The organism is Streptococcus pacificus, from assembly GCF_016481305.1.
GTDB lineage: Bacteria > Bacillota > Bacilli > Lactobacillales > Streptococcaceae > Streptococcus > Streptococcus pacificus.
In genome coordinates this window covers 82,137-100,424 of record NZ_JAENBO010000002.1, presented here as the reverse complement: position 1 = coordinate 100,424, position 18,288 = coordinate 82,137, and the positions used below count along the sequence as shown (strand labels likewise).

Here is an 18,288-nt window from a genome sequence, read left to right as displayed (position 1 = left end):
ATGGAAAACTCAAAAAAAGAAGTCAAGGTATTATTTGTTTGTGGCTATGGTGTTGGAAGTAGTGCCATGTCAGCGGGGATTGTTCAAAAAGAATTAGACAAGCGTCATGTTAATAGTGTTGTTAAGCATACTGCAGCTGGTGAAGCACAGGGATTTAACGACTGGGTTGATGTTATTGCGGTATCTAAAAAGTTAATAGATATAGTAAATGTCGATCAGTTCCCAGGAAAAGATGTTATAGAAGTGGAAAATATCATGGATGGCGCTACTATAGCAGATCAAATTCTTTCTATTGTTAAGGAGAAGTTTCCAGAAGCTATAGAGAAGGGGTGAGTTTACGTGAAAGCAATTTTAGTATTGTTTGATAGCCTAAACAAGAGGTATCTACCGATGTTTGGCGGAAAAGATGTTTACGCTCCTAATTTTGAGAGATTAGCTAAAAAATCAGTTACTTTTAATAACAGTTATGTTGCAAGTATGCCCTGTATACCTGCTAGAAGAGAACTCCATACAGGTAGAAAAAACTTTTTGCATAGAGAATGGGGCCCTTTGGAACCCTATGATAATTCTATGCCTAATATTTTAAAGAAAAATGGCATATATTCTCACCTTATTAGTGATCACATTCATTATTGGGAAGAAGGTGGAGCAAATTATCATACTAAGTACTCAACCTGGGAAATCGTGAGGGGCCAAGAAGGTGATCACTGGAAAGGGTCGGTAAAGGATCCAGAAATTCCAGAAGTAGCCTCTGTACCTATGAATCAACAGGGAACTGCCGTCTCAAGTATGTGGAGAAATGATTGGGTTAACAGAGAGTACATGCCTACTGAGGAAGATCAACCAGTGACCAAGGTATTTGATTTGGGTTGCGAATTTATTAAGAAAAATTTTTCGCAAGACAACTGGTTTTTGCAAATTGAGACATTTGATCCTCATGAACCTTTTTTTGTAAAAGAGCATTACTTAAGTCGCTATGAAAAAAACTATACAGGAAAACATTTTGACTGGCCAAGAGGGGAAGTCAAGGAAACACCCGAAGAGATAAAACATGTTCAGGATGTTTATAAAGCATTGGTTTCCATGAGCGATGCGAATTTAGGAAAGGTACTAGATTTAATGGATCTTCTTAATATGTGGGAAGATACCATGTTAATAGTCGGAACAGACCATGGTTTCATGATGAGTGAGCATGGCTTTTGGGGAAAAAATCAAGTGCCTTATTTCAATGAAGTTGCTAAAACACCTTTGTTTATATATGATCCCCGCATAAAAAATCAGAATGAATCAAGAGATGCTTTGGTTCAAATGATTGATTGGGCTCCAACAATATTAGACTTTTTTGGATTAGATATCCCAGACGAAATGGAAGGGAAACCACTTTTTGACACCTTGAGGGATGATAGTAAGGTAAGAGATGAAGCATTATTTGGTGTTTTTAGTGGGCATGTTAATGTGACAGATGGTGAGTATGTTTATATGCGTGCTGCTAAGCCAGATAAAATTAATCATATCAATAACTATACTCTAATGCCTGTAAAAATGCACAACTCATTCTCATTAGAAGAACTTAAAAAAGCCGAATTAGTAGAAGGATTTAGCTTTACTAAAGGTTTAAAATTGTTAAAGGTTCCGGCTAAGGATAAGTATGGTGTGAATAAGTTTGGCACGATGTTATTTAATGTCTTAGATGATCCAAAACAACTCCATCCAATTAGCGATCCAATAATCATCAATCGAATGAAGAAAAAACTGATAAAATTGATGAAAGAAAATGAGGCGCCAGTCGAACAGTATGAAAGATTGGGCTTAGATGAAGAGCAATGATAATCTTTCAATCATTGTTAGACTAAATTGTAGAATATCAAAATTTGAACAAATGGTGGTGAAAGAAAATGTTAAAGTATTTTGAAGAAAAGGGACTTTTAAAAATTTTTGATCAACAACCAAGTGACTGGGAAGAAGCCGTCAGAATGAGTGGTCTTAGTATGCTTGAAAATCACATTATCAATGAGCAATATATTGATGAAGTGATTGAGAGTATTCATGAATTAGGACCGTATATTGTCATTGTTCCACATGTTGCTATGCCTCACTCTCAGGCTAAAAGCGAAGGCGTTTTAGGAACAGGCATCAGTTTATCTATTTTTCCAGGACCAGTCTCGTTTGAAGCTAACAATCCTGAGATGGATGCTGAGTTATTCTTTATGTTAGCGGCAAAGAATCCTGAGGAACATTTGGAAAATATAAAATCATTAACAGAGTTATTATTAACAGAACATTTAATTGAAGATTTAATCAACGTCAAAACGATTGAAGATTATCATAATGTGATTCAAAAATACAATTTTTAAGGTGTCTATTGCTAAAGAATACAGAAAACGACAGAGGACGAAAAAACTAATAAGAAGGTTTAATTAACAACTGACGTATAATCATTCTGATTGAGCAAACGCACTAAATAGGCTCTTTGTCAATTGTAATAAATGCTAAAAAGATAAGTCCTAGTGAGGACCAAATGGTATTTGGTCTTCTCTTTTTTGATGTTCAAAACAAGGGGCGTTTCGCCTTTTTTATACCATCATAACATCTAACGACGCTTTAGTGATTTTATCTCCACAGCTATTATAGAGTCATTAAATCAGAAAAAGAATACTTTTCAAAAGAAAAAAATCAGTTTAAAAGCAATCGAAAAAATGCTAAACTAGAATCTGATAGATTGTATTTGACAAAATAGTGAAGAGAGTAAAAAAATTGCATCCTCAAAATTAGTGGTCAGAACAGAAGTAGTTGTGACATTTGTTAGAAAAAACCAGTAAGGAGTTGTGAATTATGGGAAAAAACAAGAAAATTCTTTTGATTGGTGATAGTTTATTTGCTAGACATGAGGGATTTAATAAGCCTGCCATTGAAGCGTTTCTTCTAAAAAAATCTCCTCAACTCATTATTTATAATTCATCAGTCGCTGGAGATGCAACGATAGATGTCCTCAATCGTATGGCGGCTATTTTATCAATTGAACCATGTGATATGGTTTTTATCCTTATTGGAACTAATGATTTGGCCTTAAATAAGCAAGTCCCACTGAGAGAATTCCAGGATAATCTTTTAAAAATCATTTCATTTTTAAAAGAAAAGTACACATCTAAACAAATTGTTTTTCTATCTCCTTCACCAGTTGATGAGCAAAAACAACGCTACCGCCATAATCGTTTGATAGAAACTTATATAGAAGCGATTGTTACTATTTCAAAAAAAGAACAGTGTCGTTTTATTAATCTTTATCAGTTATTTTTAGAAGCCGCTAAACAAACTAGTATTTCTCAGTTATTAGAAGGAAGTCTTGATGATGGTCTTCATTTTGGTTCAGCAGGTTATTCACTTTTAGCGGATGTGATTTTAGAACAACTATAAATAAAATGGCTTTGTTTGGGTTGGTTACCGTTTGAATTAACTGATGTGACATCGCTATAATGTCTTATTTCAATGAATAATATTGCCTTTAAACGCTATGAAAAGTAAAAAAGATTCTCTTTTAATTTTACAGTCAACTGTCAGGTGTTATAATAGAGATGAAAAGTATCACAGAAAAGTCGTCAAAAAGATGACATTGGAGGAGAAAAATGTTAATCACAAATGCAATAACCAGAGGAATAATTCCTTTCATCATCATGACAACAATATCAATAATAATGAAATATCAAGGCATTGATTCTTTTCAAGTTAAAAGTACATTTTTAGTTGGCATTATTATTACTATAGTGGCAGGTGCTTCTGTTATCTACGATATCGAAAACTGGTCACTACTTAAGCAATCCCTTGTCCACTTTGTAGTCATGCTAGTAACTATTTTCCCTTGTCTCCTTATCAGTGGCTGGTTTAAGTTAACGAATATTTTTGACTACCTAAAAGTATTTGGCCTATTTTTAGGTGTGGGTGTAATTTTGTGGAGTATAGCCTATCTTATTCTAGGAAAGCTATTAGCGAAATAAACACTTTTTGCCTAGTATCTGTTTTGAAATCAAGAAGACATAATCTCAAAGCATAAAGAACATTCAATCTAAAGGGTCGTTGGCGAAAAAGTATTTTAGGTTTTAAAGGAATAGTATGATAAAACAGATATCTAAACGGTTTAAACTGATGGGGACAGTGATTGATTTATCAATCACTGCTACAAATCCATCGGATATTATCAGGCTATCAGAAAAAATTTTAAAAGAGTATGAACAGCGTTTCAGTGCTCATAGCTCAACTTCTGAACTAACTGCCATCAATACTAATGCTGGTCATCGGCCACAACAAGTCCATCCCGACTTGTTTGAATTAATAAGCATTGGCAAAACCCATAGTTTAGCTGAAGATAGTGGTTTGAATATTGCTTTAGGCAGTGTCATTCGCCAGTGGCGTATTGGTTTCCAAGATGCTAGAAAACCCTCGTCAGATGCCATTAAAAAGGCTTTAGCCCTGACTAATCCTCATCAGATTAGATTAGATGAGACTAAACAAACCGTTTTTCTAGCCCAAAAAGGAATGGCTCTAGATCTCGGTGCCCTTGCTAAAGGCTATAGTGCTGATAAGCTAAAGGCTTTTTATCAAAAAAACGAGGTCACTTCAGCTGTCATCAATCTTGGTGGTAATGTGCTTTTATATGGCGATAATCCTAATAGTAATGATGGTTCTTGGCGTGTCGGTATCAGAAATCCTTACCATAAAGAAGGTACTGATAGTCTTGTTTTAAAATTAAAAGCTTGCTCGATTGTCACCTCAGGTATCTATGAAAGACAATCAAGGATTGCTGGAAAAAGTTACCATCACCTCATTGATCGACGAACAGGTTATTCTCTAAAAACAGATATGGTGAGTTTAACAATTATTTCAAACGATTCTCTGACTGGTGAAATTTGGACAAGTCGTTTATATGGCAAATCACCAAAAGAAATATTGGCGGTAGTAGATGCTTTAGAAGGAATTGAAGTTATCATTCTAACGACCAATAAGGAACTTTATTTATCAAATGGTTTAAAGAATAAGCTGATTTATCAGGATCCAGAATTGAAACAAATAGAAAACAAAGAAGTCAGTCATTAAACGAGACTTCTTTTTTTATTCTCTTTTTGATATGATAGAACAAATAAATAAGGGGAAAATAAGGGAGATTCGCCAATGATTTTAACAGAATTTGATGCCACAAAAAAAGCAATTATTAATCCAGAAGATATTATCGCTCCAATGAAAGACTTTCCTCGTACCGTTATTACTTGTTTTGCGCGTGAGACTTTTAAAAGACTGTTGCACCAGTTTTCTCATGAAGTCCTAACGACAACAACGATGGCTAACATGGAAATACCAATCTATGTCTTGACAATAGAAGGCACTCGTATAGGTTTTTTTAATTCTTATGTCGGTGCAGCTGGTTGTGTTGCTATATTAGAAGATTTGATTGCTATGGGAATGAAGAATTTGTTGGTGTTTGGCACATGTGGCGTATTAGACGCTACTATAGAAGAAACTTCTATTATCATACCAAGATCTGCCATTAGAGATGAAGGCACTAGTTATCACTATCTAAAAGCCAGCCGTGAAGTAGCTGTCAACCAAGCATTTCTCTCGGAAATGACAACCTTTTTGGATAAGGAAAAAATCTCCTATCAAATAGGAAAGGTTTGGACGACAGATGGTATTTACCGAGAAACAGCTACTAAAATGAAACAGAGAAAGTCGCAAGGAGCCATTTGTGTCGATATGGAATGTTCAGCAATTGCTGCCATGAGTCAATTTAGAGGAATTAACCATGCGCAACTCTTTTATTCAGCTGACAATCTAGATACTAAGGTCTGGGATGAAAGAACTCTTAGTAATCATGCTGACTTGGAAAGAAAGGATCAGATTGGTCAACTAGCGATAAGACTCGCAACAACTCTGTTTGAAAAGGAGAAAAAATGATGTCACAAGAAAAAATTGCCACAGCATTGCGCGACTATTAGCCATACCAGAAACAGACTATAAAGCAAGGGTCAAGCGATTGTTAGCAGTTTTGATACTAATAAATACCAACTACAAGCCAAACAATAGTTTAAACTTGTTTATTAATGCCAGCTAGAAGATGCTCATTTTATCCCAAATCATGAAGTTTCTAAGATGGCTTATTTTGATGTTACTAATTACTAGTTTTATCGATTAAGCGTATCTCTAAAGAACAATTAGAAATACTTTGGGATATTGTGGCAAACAAGAGAGGTTGCTATAGAGACTGAAAACGTTATCTTATAGATGAAACAAGAGTTTCAGAGAATAAAAAAATGGAGAAATCACATTTTTCTCTTGACTCCTCTATATTAATATATTATACTTGATATGTGGTTATAACCAGACAAAGAAAGGAGAGAAACTAATGAGTGAAAAACCGTTGTATATACAATTGGCCGATACATTAGCACAAAAAATAAAAGAACTTTTCTCTCCCAATGATAAATTATTGTCCGAGCGTGAATTAACTAATCAGTATGGTGTTAGTCGGATGACGGTCAGATTAGCCTTACAAGAATTGGAAACAAGAGGTCTCATTTATAAGAAGCATGGGAAGGGGACCTTTGTGGCTGAAACCAGTGACAGTACAGTTGATCTATCTGCTTCTTACAGTTTTACTGACCATATGAGAAATTTGGGAAAAACTCCAAAGACAGAAATTCTCTCTTTTAGTGAGATAAAGGCTTCAGAATATATTGCTAACCAGCTAAATATTTCTCAAAATGATATGGTTTACGAGATTGAACGATTGCGAATTGCTGATGATGTGCCGATGATGGTTGAGCGTTCCTATATTCCTAAGGATATATTTAAAGATTTAAAGTGTGAACGTGTCTCTCAAAAACCTCTTTATGAGATTTTTTCTGATGATTATAGTCAGACCATAAGGACAGCAGAAGAAGAATTTTTTGCTAGTATTGCACTCGATCGTGAATCTAAATTATTAAAGATTAAAACAGGAAGTCCTGTTTTGCACATTATGCGCAAAACGTTTAATACAAAAAATCATATCATTGAGTTTACATTTAGTATCGCGCGTGCTGACCAATTTAGGTACAAAATTACGCATCACAAAGCGTAACTGATAACTATCAGAAATAAAAATAAAAGGAGAAAAAAATGTTTCAATATAGTGATGAGCAACTTGAAAAATTAGGTGCTAAGATTACAACCAAGGAAATCAAACAACAACCTGAACTTTGGCAAGAAGCTTTTGAGTTATTTAAAGAACGTCAAGAAAAAATTGTCAGTTTTTTGGATAAGGTAAAGGCTACCAGTCCAAATAAACGTGTGAAGGTTATTTTTACAGGTGCTGGTACTTCTCAATACGTTGGGGATACAGTGTTGCCGTTCTTAAAACAACATGGTGATCGTAGCCGTTTTATTTTTGAAAGTGTTGGGACGACTGATTTGGTTTCTGTTCCTTATGAGCACCTTTTTGAGGATGAAACACTTCTTCTTGTTTCTTTTGCTCGTAGTGGGAATAGCCCAGAAAGTGTTGCTGCTGTACAATTAGCTAACCAACTTGTGCCATCTGTTTTCCACCTTACTATTACTTGTGCTAAGGAAGGTCAACTTGCAAAAAATGCTGAGGGTGATGATAAGAATCTTCTATTATTAATGCCAGAATTGTCTAACGATGCTGGTTTTGCCATGACTGGTAGTTTCTCAAGCATGCTATTAACAACCCTATTAACTTTTGATACTAAGCATTCTTTAGCGCAGAAAGAAACATTTGTAAACTATTTGGCAGAAATTACTCATGACGTTCTTGACAGAGAAGAGATTATCAAAGCCATTGTTGACTTAGACTTTGACCGTATTGTTTACCTAGGTTCTGGCTCTCTATCAGGATTAACTAGAGAAGCACAACTTAAAATTCTTGAGTTAACAGCTGGTAAAGTGGCTACTATGTTTGACTCTTCAATGGGATTCAGACATGGTCCAAAATCATTTGTTAATGAAAAAACACTTCTAATTGATTTCATTCACAATAATTCATACACAAGACAATATGATATCGACTTAATTGAAGAAGTATTTGGTGATCAAATTGCTCTTAAAACACTTGCTGTTGGACAAAAAGGAGAATTAACTTTCTCAGGAGATACTTTTGAGTTGAAATCTGATGTGATTTTACCAGATGCCTATCTTAGCTTGGCAGATGTATTTGTCGCTCAAATGATTTCGCTGTTGACAGCTGTGAAAGTCGAAAACACACCTGATACACCTTCTAAAACAGGAACAGTAAACCGTGTCGTTAAAGGTGTTATCATTCATGAATACAAATAAAAAAACTGGTTTTACCAGTTTTTTTATTGTTCATTTGCGGTGATTTCAAATTTAAAATATTTCCAATGTTTATAGCTTTCGATATACTCTAAAATTTCTGCGCTATTACTGCGTTTAGTTAATTTAACTTGTTTGATACTTGGTTCATTAGCTTTGAGCTTCAAAGCACTAGCGATATGTTTAGGAGTAGGTAAACTCACCTCGTTTGTTTCAATAAAAGGTTCCTCTGACATATGGATATTGAAATCTTCTCTAAAACGTTTATAAATAGAGTCATAGTGGGACAAGGGTTTGTTAGGATTTAGCACATAGCGTTCAGGAATATAGGATTGTTGATAGATATAAGGTTGTTTATCTGCTTTTCTAAGCCTCACAATCTTATAATAGTAATCATTTTTACCCAATTCTAATTTTTTTATGTAGTCGGGGTCATTGCCTTTTTCAATGGAAAGAACAGTGACGGAATCTTTTTTTAGAGGAAAAAGTTCAATATCTGAAAAGCCGACTAGTTTTCCTTTCCTTGAACGTGATACAAAGGTTCCTTTTCCTTGTTGTCGAACTAAATAACCATCTTTCACTAACTCGTTCATGGCACGAATAACAGTAATAGAACTAACCTTATAAATTTCTTTTAATTCCATTTCTGTATAAAATTTATCGCCATTTTCAAATTTTCCATTAATAATCTGTTGGCGAAGATCATCTTGTATCATTTGGTACTTAGGTATTTTCATATTATGTTACTCCTGACTTGTAAATTATAAAAGCTAATTTAATATTTTTAATAATTCCGTATAGATTTATTATACTAAATAATAGGATAAAAAGTAAACTAGAAAATATTTTTAAAAAGAACTTGATATAACCACTCAGATATGTTAATATAATAATGTAAAAATTAAAAAGAAATAGGAGGTGAAGCGTTTGCCTCAGTTTAAGATTTCTGATCAATTTTATATAGATGACGCACCTATCAAAATTATGTCTGGAAGTATTCACTATTTCCGTGTTCATCCTGATGATTGGTATCAATCACTATATAATCTCAAAGCTCTAGGATTTAATACTGTTGAGACTTATATTCCCTGGAATATGCATGAGCCTCAAAAAGGGCAGTTCACATCTGAGGGCATTCTTGACTTTGAAAGATTCTTAGACTTATCACAAGAACTTGGTCTCTACGCTATTGTTCGCCCTTCACCATTTATTTGTGCAGAGTGGGAATTTGGTGGTTTACCAGCATGGCTTCTTAAGGAAAATATGCGTGTTCGTACTTCAGATCCTACTTACTTGCAACATGTTGATGATTACTATGAGTTTCTCTTACCTAAACTAGCCAAACGTCAACTTAATCGAGGTGGAAACATTTTAATGTTCCAAATCGAAAATGAATATGGCTCATATGGAGAAGAAAAAGAGTACCTTAGAGCAATCAAAAAGATGATGGAAAAAAGAGGCATTGATGCACCGTTTTTCACATCTGATGGTCCATGGCGAGCTACTTTAAGAGCAGGAAGTCTGATAGAAGATGATATTCTTGCTACAGGTAACTTCGGTTCAAAAGCAGCCGAAAACTTTAAAATGATGCAAGATTTCTTCGATGAGCACGGCAAAAAATGGCCACTCATGTGTATGGAATTTTGGGATGGTTGGTTTAACCGTTGGGGTGAGGATGTTATTAAACGAGACCCAGATGAGTTAGCCCAATCTGTTATGGATGCTCTAGAAATTGGTAGTGTCAACTTGTATATGTTTCATGGGGGAACGAATTTTGGCTTTATGAACGGCTGTTCAGCTAGAGGTCAAAAAGATTTACCACAAGTAACATCTTATGATTATGATGCTATCTTAGACGAAGCAGGAAATCCAAGTAAGAAATTTTACGCTCTTCAAAAATTAATGAAGAAAAGATTTCCAGACTTATCCTATAGTGATCCTCTGATTAAAGAGGCTAGAGCTTATGATAAGGCAGAATTGAAGGATAAAGTAAGTCTGTTTTCATTAATTGAAAATGAAAGCGATTACGTCTCTTCTTTCTATCCATTAAATATGGAAGAAATTGGTCAAAACACTGGTTACACTCTTTATTATACTGTTATTGAAAAGGATAAAGAAGAGGAAGAAAAACTTCGTGTGATTGATGCAAGAGATAGAATAAAACTTTATGCTGATGATAAGTTAGTGGCAACACAATATCAAGAAGAGATTGGAGAGGATATTTTATTCACTCCAGAAAGTAGTGAGACTCATCTTAAGATATTGGTAGAAAATATGGGACGTGTCAATTATGGGCACAAATTAACAGCTCCTACTCAGAAAAAAGGACTGGGAAGAGGTGTTATCGTCGACCTGCACTACATAGGTAATTGGAAAATCTATCCTTTACCACTTGACAATCTCTCTAAGGTAGATTTTCGTCAAGAGTGGCAAGCAGGAACGCCAAGTTTCTATAAATACCATATCACCTTGGATGATGTTAAAGATACTTATCTTGACATGTCTGGATTTGGAAAAGGTGTTGTCTTTGTAAACAATGTTAATATCGGTCGTTTCTGGAATAAGGGACCTATACTTTCTCTTTATTTACCACATGGATACTTAAAGCAGGGAGATAATGAGATTGTTGTCTTCGAAACTGAAGGACAATTCATGGAAAGTATAACTTTTTCAGAACAACCTGTAATATTATAAAAAAAAGAAAAGTGAGGAAAATCATGGCAATTATTGGTTCAAGAATTGATGGTCGTCTTATCCATGGTCAAGTAGCTAATCTTTGGTCAACTTCTTTAGGAATTACCAGAATCATGGTAATCGATGATGAAGTAGCTGAGAATGCTATTGAAAAAGCAGGTCTTAAGTTAGCTGTGCCACCAGGAGTAAAACTAAGTGTTTTACCTGTTGAAAAAGCAGCTAATAACATTTTGGCTGGCAAGTATGACGCACAACGTCTACTTATCGTGGCTAGAAGACCTGATCGCTTCTTACGTTTAGTTGAGTACGGAGTACCATTGACTGAATTAAATGTAGGAAATATGTCTCAAACAGAAGAAACACGTTCTGTTACACGTAGCATTAATGTCGTAGACAGTGATATTGAAGCATTCAAAGCGCTTGACGCTAAAGGTGTTCACTTAACTGCTCAAATGGTTCCAAGTGATCCAATTAACGACTTTATGCCTTTACTTAACAAGTTATAATTTTTATCCAAATAAAAGGAGGAAACAACCATGATTCAATGGTGGCAAATTTTACTTTTAACTCTTTACTCAGCATACCAAATCTGTGATGAGTTAACAATTGTTTCATCTGCTGGTTCACCTGTATTTGCAGGTTTTATCACAGGTCTTGTAATGGGAGATGTAACTACTGGTCTTTTCATTGGTGGTAGCTTACAACTCGTTGTTCTTGGTGTTGGTACCTTTGGTGGTGCTTCTCGTATTGATGCAACATCAGGTGCGGTTCTTGCAACAGCTTTCTCAGTTGGTACAAACATTGATCCAGAATTTGCAATTTCAGCAATTGCGGTACCAGTTGCAGCCTTGTTGGTATACACTGACGTTTTAGGTCGTTTCTCAACAACTTACTTCGCACACCGTGTGGATAAACATGTTGAGAACTTCAACTACAAAGGAATTGAAATCAACTATTTATTAGGGGCTATTCCATGGGCACTTTCTCGTGCACTTCCAGTCTTCCTAGCTCTTGCTTTTGGTGGAGATGCAGTTGAAAGCGCTTCTGGTTGGATTGCCACTAATGCTCAATGGATGGCTGATGGTCTTATCCTTGCAGGTAAAATGCTTCCTGGTGTCGGTTTTGCTATCTTGCTTCGTTACCTTCCAGTTAAGAAAAACTTCTTATATCTTGCTTTAGGATTCGCTATTACTGCGATGCTCACAACTCTTTACGGCTACATTGGAACTCTTGCTGGTGGTGTAGGCGTTGTATCAGAAATTGCTGAAGCTCTAGGTGGCGCACAATTTAATGGTCTACCAATGATTGGTATTGCTGTTATCGGTTTTGCGTTAGCAGGTATCAGTTATAAGAATTCTATCAGTGCACCAGTAGCACCAGTGGCTTCAACTGAATCAGAAAGCGGGGAAATTGAAGATGACGAAATCTAATTACAAATTAACAAAAGCTGATTTTAATCAAATTAATCGTCGTAGTTTATTTACTTTCCAATTAGGATGGAACTATGAGCGTATGCAAGCGTCAGGTTACCTTTACATGATCTTGCCACAACTTCGTAAAATGTATGGAGATAATACTCCAGAATTGTTAGAAATGATGCGTACTCATACGCAATTCTTCAACACTTCAAACTTCTTCCACACAATTGTTACTGGTATTGACCTTGCCTTGGAAGAAAATGAAGGAACTGAAGCAAAAGATACTGTTACAGGTATTAAAACTGGTTTAATGGGACCATTCGCTGCTATCGGTGATGCTTTGTTTGGTGCAACTGTACCTGCTATCATGGGTGGTTTGGCAGCTGGTCTTGCTATTGAAAAAAATCCAGTTGGTATCTTCCTTTGGGTAGCAGTAGCAATGGCTATCAACGTTTTCCGTTGGAAACAATTGGAGTTTGCCTACAAAGAAGGGGTAAACCTTGTAACAACCATGCAACATAGATTGTCAGCTCTTACAGATGCCGCTACAGTTCTAGGGACATTCATGGTTGGTGCGCTTATCGCAACAATGATTAACTTTAAATTTGGCTTCACTCAAGACTTTGGTGGCGTTACATTTGATTTACAAGCTACAGTTGACAAAATCTTCCCAAGACTTGTACCAGCAATGTTTGCAGGATTTGTTTACTGGTTACTTGGCCGTAAAGGTATGACTTCAACAAAAGCAATCTTTATCGTTATTGCAATTGCAATTGGTTCAAAATTAATTGCAAAATATGCAGGATTTGAAATCTTTACAGTCTAATTAGGAGGCGTATCGAATGAGTAAACACTTAGTTTTAGTTAGTCACGGATTATTCAGTGAAGAATTGAAAAAAAGTACAGAGATGATTATGGGCCCTCAAGAAAATATTCATGCGGTTAGTCTTTTACCAGAAGAAGGCCCAGATGATTTTCGTCAAAAATTAGAAGCAGTTGTTGAAGGTCTTGAAAACGTTGTTGTTTTTGCAGACCTCCTTGGTGGAACACCAGCAAACGTCGTTTCAAGAATGATGCTTGAAGGTAAGAAATTCGATTTCTATGTAGGTATGAATATGCCAATGGTTATCGGTTTCTTGAATGGTGTTTTACTTGACCAAGATGTTGATATTGTAGAATTTGGGACAACTAATATTCAACATGTTAATGACGTGCTGTTTAGTGATGACGATGACGAAGATGAATAATCAATAAGTCTTTAAGTATCCAAACAGACCTACATTTGTAGGTCTGTTTTTTTATTAAAATTGACATAAAAAAGAACTCCCATTGGGAGTTCTTTTTTAGTTCTAGTTGATTGCTTCAAGAAGAACTTCAGCTTGTTTTTTAAGATTTTCTTTTACGTCTTCAGCCACTTCAAGTTTACCTGTTTGCCAAGCTTCAGGGTTAACTTTAGATGCTGTAAAGTCACCAACAACAGTTGTACGGATAAATGTAAGCATTTTGTTGTATTCAGCAAACAATGGTTCGTGTCCACCGTTTGCAACTGAAGAAACAGTCACAACTTTTTGGTTAATTGCTGATGGACCAGTTGGATCTGAAAGATCTAAAGCACGTGATACCCAGTCTAAAAGGTTTTTAACTACTCCTGGTACAGCAAAGTTATAAATTGGAGAGAAGATCCAAATAGCATCTGCAGCTAGGATTTCTTCACGAACTTTAGCTACTGCAGGAAGAACTGGAGTCTCAAAATCTTGATTAAATACTGGGACTTCAGAGTAATCAAGGTAAGAAACTTCAGCTTTTCCAGAAAGTAGAGCCTCAGCTTCTTTAGCAAGTTGGTGGTTAAATGATTCTTTACGTAATGAACCTACGATGAAAAGAATTTTTTTAGACATAAAATTTCTCCTTAAAAAATTATTTAGAATATGAAATAATTATATCTAGAATTATATGATTTGTAAAGTCTTTTGTTTAAAAAATTTTAAAATATAGCGAAAGATTTCATTTTGTTAATCAGGAAACGAAACTATTTATTACGTATTTTGGATTATTTTTTAACAATCATTAATGTTTGAGAAAGTTTAAAAAATATTTTGTTGAAATAATGTTGAAAAGTTGTCTGTTATCTGTTGAATTTATTTTTAAAAATGATAGAATAAGTTTATAAAGCGCTTCCAAAAAAATAAAAGTTTTGGAAATAAAAAAAAGGAGAGTTTTATGAAAGATAATCGTAAATCGAATTGGAATAAAATTTTTCGACATTCCATTCGCAAGACAACTTTAGGAGTAGGCTCTGTAGTAGTGGGAGTTTTTTTATTTGGAACAAATCCTTTAATAGCTTCTGCTGATGTGACAGAAGACGGACAGTTACATACTGAACTTAAAGAGAATGTCACTACAGAATCTGAATCACAAGATGTCGAGTTGGCTAGTGATGAGCAAGGGCAAGAAGCTGCTGCTGTTTCTGAAACAACTGACCAAACAATAAATGTTTCAAAAGAAGAAAAAGCAACTGATGATCAGTCTAGTGAATTGAGTGTCGTAGAAGAAAAACAAGCAGACGACATGGCAACAAATGAGTCTGTCTCTAGTGACGATAATCAATCATCAACAGTCACTCCTGCCAATTGGCAAAAACTTAATTATTACGATAAAACAGACCAGTCCATTAATTTTGATAATGACTGGAAATTTAGCATGGGGGATAATACTGGAGCATCTGAGAAGAATTTTGATGACTCAAGTTGGAAAACATTAAATTTACCTCATGATTTCAGTATTAATCAAGATTATACGTCATCTGGAGAAGGTGAAAGTGGTTTTAAACTTGGTGGTACAGGTTGGTACAGAAAAAACTTTACTGTCTCTGAAGAAGTGGCAAAAGGTTCTGTAAGCATTCAATTTGATGGTTCCTATATGGAGACAGAAGTGTTTATCAATGGGACATCACTAGGAGTTCATCCTTACGGTTACAATGCTTTTAGTTTTGATTTGACCAAATACATTAAACCTAATGAAGAAAATCTCTTGGCTGTTAAAGTGGTCAACAATACACCAAGTTCACGCTGGTACTCTGGTAGTGGGATTTACCGTTCAGTAAAATTAAATCTTGCTCCAAACGTTCATCTAGCAGAATTTGGGGTGACTATTCAAACGCCTGACATTGAGACAACACATCATCAGACAACCGGTAGCAGAGTTGATGTTGTAGCTGAAATCATTAACAGTGATCAAACAGATGCCAATGTCACACTCCAAACAAGTATTTTTGAACGTGAAAAAGACGGTCAACTGGGTAAAAAAGTAGCCGAATCAACGATGACGAAAGCACATAGCATTGGAAAAGGGAGCAAGGCTAAAGTAGCTAGCCATTTGATGGTAACTTCTCCAAAATTATGGTCAGTTGAAAATCCAAATCTTTATATTGTTAGAACAGAAGTGTTCAAAGATGGTAAAAAAATCCAAACCAATGAACAAGAAATTGGCTTTAGATTTATTAAGTTCGATAAAGATAAAGGGTTTTACCTCAATGGTAAAAACGTGAAACTTCAAGGCGTTTCTATGCATCATGACCAAGGTGCTTTAGGGTCTGCAGCATACTATGACTCTATAGAACGTCAAGTGGATATTTTAAAAGGAATGGGTGTCAATGCTATTCGTGTTACTCATAATCCATCTGCTAAAGCTTTAAGAGATGTTGCTAACCGTAAAGGGATGCTTATTATAGATGAGGCTTTTGATACGTGGTTATACGCAAAAAATAGTAATTACAATGATTACTCTCGTTTCTTTGACAAACAAATTGGTGACTCTGTCACAGGATTATTGAATGCTTCACCTAACCAAAAATGGTCAGAATATCACATCAAACAAATGGTTCGAGCAGCTAAAAATGATCCATCCGTCATTATGTGGTCAACCGGTAATGAAGTCATGGAAGGACATGGTGGTAATAATTCAACTTACCCTCAAATTATAGCGCAATTAATGGACTGGATTTATGAAGAAGATCCAACACGTCCTCCAACACTTGGTGACAATAAATTAAAAGCAAAATGGGCCGAAGCTATTGGAATGGCAAATGCCCTTACTAATGGTAAAGTCAAAGGTATTGTTGGTTATAACTATGCTAATGGTCAACAATATGATGACGGTCATAACAGCCATCCCGACTGGATTATTTATGGATCAGAAACGGCCTCAGCGGTAAATAGCAGAGCTTTTTATAAGATATTAGGTTATCGAGGAGCTAGAGAAGGTCTCCAAAATAGTATAGAAGACAAGCAAAGAACATCTTATGATAAAAGTGCTGTTCACTGGGGTCATGTCGCTAGTGAAGCTTGGTTTGACACTATAAAACGTGATTTTGTCGCTGGTGAATTTGTATGGACCGGATTTGACTATCTAGGAGAACCTACCCCGTGGAATCCAACCACATCTGGAACCTCTCTACCTGCTCCAAAGAGTTCTTACTTTGGAATTGTCGATACGGCAGGTATTCCAAAAGATAGCTATTACTTCTATGCTAGTCAATGGGCAAAAGATAAAACAACACTTCACTTGTTACCTGCATGGGAAGAAAGTGTGGTCGAAAAAGATTCTAACAATAACGTTGAAGTAGTTGCCTACTCTAATGCTGATCGTGTCAAGCTATTTTTCGTTGATGAAACTGGACAAGAAAGACTCATTGGAGAAAAAGTAGCGGTTGAAAAAACAACTGAAGCTGGCCACAAATATAAACTTTATAAAGATGCTAATGTTTCTGGAGAACCTGAAAATAGACATCAAAACCTTTACTTGACTTGGAAAGTTCCTTACGCCAAAGGAACCATTAAGTTGAAAGCTTACGATGCTTCAGGTCAAGAAATTAATGATACTTTTGGTACCAATAGCTTAAGTACATTTGGTAAAGCAACACAATTGAAGCATTCATTAATCACAACTGATACTGAGGTGACAGATCATTCCATTGCTTATGTAGAAGTTAGTGTATTAGATACCAATGGTAATTTAGTTGTTAACCATAAAAAACCAATTCAAATAGCTGTTTCAGGGGAAGCAGAACTAATTGCTCTTGATAATGGTGATGCTACTGATTTACAAAAATACAACGATTCAAATCGTAAAGCATTTGGAGGAAAAGTCGTTGCTATTCTTCGCATGAAGGGTCATTCAGGAAATGTTACCATCACATCAACAGCAGATGGTTTGACACCAGCAACTTCTACTTTCGCTGTTCAAGGTATTAAAACGATTGATGCTGATAAGATTGACAGTTATCTTATTCCTAAAACCATTTATATTAGAAAGAACACAACATTAAATCTTCCTAAAACCACTCAAATTAAGTTTGAAGATGGACGTGTTGAGGGAAGAACTTTAAGCTTTGATGAAAACACTATTAATAGTCACTTAGCAAAAGGAGAAGCATTTACAGCAGTCGGAACAATTTCAGGAACTGACTTAAAAGTTGAAGTCAATGTCTCAGTTATCGATAAGATTGCTAGCATCAAAAATATTAGTCAGGCTATTGAAGTTGGTGGTCCTTTAAATCTTCCAAGTACTGTACAAGCTTATCTAGCTGATGGTACACTAGTTTCTGCGCAATTCCCTGTTGTATGGCAAAACGCAGATGACCAACAATTGAATACGGAAGGTTTATTTGAATTGACAGGAGAAGCAGATGTTCTAGGCGAAAAACATAGTGTAGTGGCTTCCATTCGTGTCGCAAATAAGAATGTCAAAATTGGTGAAAATGTTGCACCGTCAGCAGTGGAAGTTATAGAAGATACTACAGGAGCAAAATCAGATACTCTGAGCGCTATTAATGACGGACAGATTATCCAATCCCCTAATA

At 35.5% G+C, this 18,288-nt stretch carries 16 protein-coding genes and 1 pseudogene; 15 read left to right on the top strand and 2 right to left on the bottom strand.

Annotated elements, in window-relative coordinates; all coding sequences use genetic code 11:
- The 9 genes from JHK62_RS03630 to JHK62_RS03590 all read left to right on the top strand — a co-directional run bounded on the left by JHK62_RS03630 (window position 1) and on the right by JHK62_RS03590 (window position 8,319).
- Entirely contained in the window at window positions 1-333 is a 333-nt protein-coding gene (locus JHK62_RS03630; RefSeq protein WP_199575335.1) for a PTS sugar transporter subunit IIB, read from the top strand.
- 6 nt (window positions 334-339) lie between these two features.
- On the top strand, window positions 340-1,827 hold the full coding sequence (locus JHK62_RS03625; RefSeq protein ID WP_199575334.1) for a sulfatase-like hydrolase/transferase: 1,488 nt from the start codon (window positions 340-342) through the stop codon (window positions 1,825-1,827).
- Window positions 1,828-1,895: 68 nt separating this feature from the next.
- On the top strand, window positions 1,896-2,354 hold the full coding sequence (locus tag JHK62_RS03620) for a PTS sugar transporter subunit IIA (RefSeq protein WP_199575333.1): 459 nt from the start codon (window positions 1,896-1,898) through the stop codon (window positions 2,352-2,354).
- Between the two features lie 478 nt (window positions 2,355-2,832).
- Window positions 2,833-3,414 carry a GDSL-type esterase/lipase family protein gene (locus tag JHK62_RS03615; RefSeq protein WP_199575332.1) on the top strand — a complete coding sequence of 194 codons (582 nt, stop codon included), beginning with the start codon at window positions 2,833-2,835 and terminating at the stop codon, window positions 3,412-3,414.
- 209 nt (window positions 3,415-3,623) lie between these two features.
- A complete protein-coding gene (locus JHK62_RS03610; protein ID WP_199575331.1) occupies window positions 3,624-3,992 on the top strand; it encodes a DUF3021 family protein in 369 nt (122 codons plus the stop codon).
- Window positions 3,993-4,107: 115 nt separating this feature from the next.
- Complete coding sequence (locus tag JHK62_RS03605; protein ID WP_199575330.1) at window positions 4,108-5,088, top strand: FAD:protein FMN transferase; 981 nt, start codon at window positions 4,108-4,110, stop codon at window positions 5,086-5,088.
- Window positions 5,089-5,163: 75 nt separating this feature from the next.
- On the top strand, window positions 5,164-5,943 hold the full coding sequence (locus JHK62_RS03600; protein ID WP_199575329.1) for a nucleoside phosphorylase: 780 nt from the start codon (window positions 5,164-5,166) through the stop codon (window positions 5,941-5,943).
- Window positions 5,944-6,391: 448 nt separating this feature from the next.
- Window positions 6,392-7,108 (top strand): GntR family transcriptional regulator, encoded by a 717-nt coding sequence (locus JHK62_RS03595; RefSeq protein WP_199575328.1) that lies wholly within the window; start codon window positions 6,392-6,394, stop codon window positions 7,106-7,108.
- Window positions 7,109-7,146: 38 nt separating this feature from the next.
- Complete coding sequence (locus JHK62_RS03590; RefSeq protein WP_199575327.1) at window positions 7,147-8,319, top strand: SIS domain-containing protein; 1,173 nt, start codon at window positions 7,147-7,149, stop codon at window positions 8,317-8,319.
- A 23-nt stretch (window positions 8,320-8,342) separates the two neighbouring features.
- Here JHK62_RS03590 and JHK62_RS03585 read toward each other — a convergent pair whose 3' ends face one another.
- Window positions 8,343-9,053: a GntR family transcriptional regulator gene (locus JHK62_RS03585; protein ID WP_199575326.1), complete on the bottom strand. Its 711-nt coding sequence runs from the start codon at window positions 9,051-9,053 to the stop codon at window positions 8,343-8,345.
- A 190-nt stretch (window positions 9,054-9,243) separates the two neighbouring features.
- On the opposite strand from JHK62_RS03585, the gene JHK62_RS03580 reads away from it, so the two are divergent.
- From JHK62_RS03580 to JHK62_RS03560, 5 genes are read left to right on the top strand one after another with little or no spacing between them, the layout of a single operon-like run.
- Window positions 9,244-11,010 (top strand): glycoside hydrolase family 35 protein, encoded by a 1,767-nt coding sequence (locus tag JHK62_RS03580; RefSeq protein ID WP_199575325.1) that lies wholly within the window; start codon window positions 9,244-9,246, stop codon window positions 11,008-11,010.
- Between the two features lie 23 nt (window positions 11,011-11,033).
- Entirely contained in the window at window positions 11,034-11,516 is a 483-nt protein-coding gene (locus JHK62_RS03575; protein WP_199575324.1) for a PTS sugar transporter subunit IIB, read from the top strand.
- 30 nt (window positions 11,517-11,546) lie between these two features.
- Window positions 11,547-12,440, top strand: coding sequence for a PTS mannose/fructose/sorbose/N-acetylgalactosamine transporter subunit IIC (locus JHK62_RS03570; protein ID WP_199575323.1), 894 nt, complete (start codon window positions 11,547-11,549; stop codon window positions 12,438-12,440).
- Window positions 12,427-13,254: a PTS system mannose/fructose/sorbose family transporter subunit IID gene (locus tag JHK62_RS03565; RefSeq protein ID WP_199575322.1), complete on the top strand. Its 828-nt coding sequence runs from the start codon at window positions 12,427-12,429 to the stop codon at window positions 13,252-13,254. The genes JHK62_RS03570 and JHK62_RS03565 overlap by 14 nt, the downstream gene beginning before the upstream one ends.
- 16 nt (window positions 13,255-13,270) lie before the next feature.
- Complete coding sequence (locus JHK62_RS03560; protein WP_199575321.1) at window positions 13,271-13,675, top strand: PTS sugar transporter subunit IIA; 405 nt, start codon at window positions 13,271-13,273, stop codon at window positions 13,673-13,675.
- Window positions 13,676-13,777: 102 nt separating this feature from the next.
- Here JHK62_RS03560 and JHK62_RS03555 read toward each other — a convergent pair whose 3' ends face one another.
- Window positions 13,778-14,326: an NADPH-dependent FMN reductase gene (locus JHK62_RS03555; RefSeq protein WP_199575320.1), complete on the bottom strand. Its 549-nt coding sequence runs from the start codon at window positions 14,324-14,326 to the stop codon at window positions 13,778-13,780.
- A 322-nt stretch (window positions 14,327-14,648) separates the two neighbouring features.
- Between JHK62_RS03555 and JHK62_RS07895 the strand changes: the two are divergent.
- Window positions 14,649-18,101: pseudogene (locus JHK62_RS07895) on the top strand (glycoside hydrolase family 2 TIM barrel-domain containing protein); the annotation flags it as partial.
- Window positions 18,102-18,288 lie beyond the last annotated feature (187 nt).

Excerpts from the sequence above, each read along its gene's own strand:
- JHK62_RS03630 (WP_199575335.1), top strand. The coding sequence starts at position 1 with ATGGAAAACTCAAAAAAAGAAGTCAAGGTATTATTTGTTTGTGGCTAT.
- JHK62_RS03620 (WP_199575333.1), top strand. The coding sequence starts at position 1,896 with ATGTTAAAGTATTTTGAAGAAAAGGGACTTTTAAAAATTTTTGATCAA.
- JHK62_RS03615 (WP_199575332.1), top strand. The coding sequence starts at position 2,833 with ATGGGAAAAAACAAGAAAATTCTTTTGATTGGTGATAGTTTATTTGCT.
- JHK62_RS03610 (WP_199575331.1), top strand. The coding sequence starts at position 3,624 with ATGTTAATCACAAATGCAATAACCAGAGGAATAATTCCTTTCATCATC.
- JHK62_RS03605 (WP_199575330.1), top strand. The coding sequence starts at position 4,108 with ATGATAAAACAGATATCTAAACGGTTTAAACTGATGGGGACAGTGATT.
- JHK62_RS03600 (WP_199575329.1), top strand. The coding sequence starts at position 5,164 with ATGATTTTAACAGAATTTGATGCCACAAAAAAAGCAATTATTAATCCA.
- JHK62_RS03595 (WP_199575328.1), top strand. The coding sequence starts at position 6,392 with ATGAGTGAAAAACCGTTGTATATACAATTGGCCGATACATTAGCACAA.
- JHK62_RS03590 (WP_199575327.1), top strand. The coding sequence starts at position 7,147 with ATGTTTCAATATAGTGATGAGCAACTTGAAAAATTAGGTGCTAAGATT.
- JHK62_RS03585 (WP_199575326.1), bottom strand. The coding sequence starts at position 9,053 with ATGAAAATACCTAAGTACCAAATGATACAAGATGATCTTCGCCAACAG.
- JHK62_RS03575 (WP_199575324.1), top strand. The coding sequence starts at position 11,034 with ATGGCAATTATTGGTTCAAGAATTGATGGTCGTCTTATCCATGGTCAA.
- JHK62_RS03570 (WP_199575323.1), top strand. The coding sequence starts at position 11,547 with ATGATTCAATGGTGGCAAATTTTACTTTTAACTCTTTACTCAGCATAC.
- JHK62_RS03565 (WP_199575322.1), top strand. The coding sequence starts at position 12,427 with ATGACGAAATCTAATTACAAATTAACAAAAGCTGATTTTAATCAAATT.
- JHK62_RS03560 (WP_199575321.1), top strand. The coding sequence starts at position 13,271 with ATGAGTAAACACTTAGTTTTAGTTAGTCACGGATTATTCAGTGAAGAA.
- JHK62_RS03555 (WP_199575320.1), bottom strand. The coding sequence starts at position 14,326 with ATGTCTAAAAAAATTCTTTTCATCGTAGGTTCATTACGTAAAGAATCA.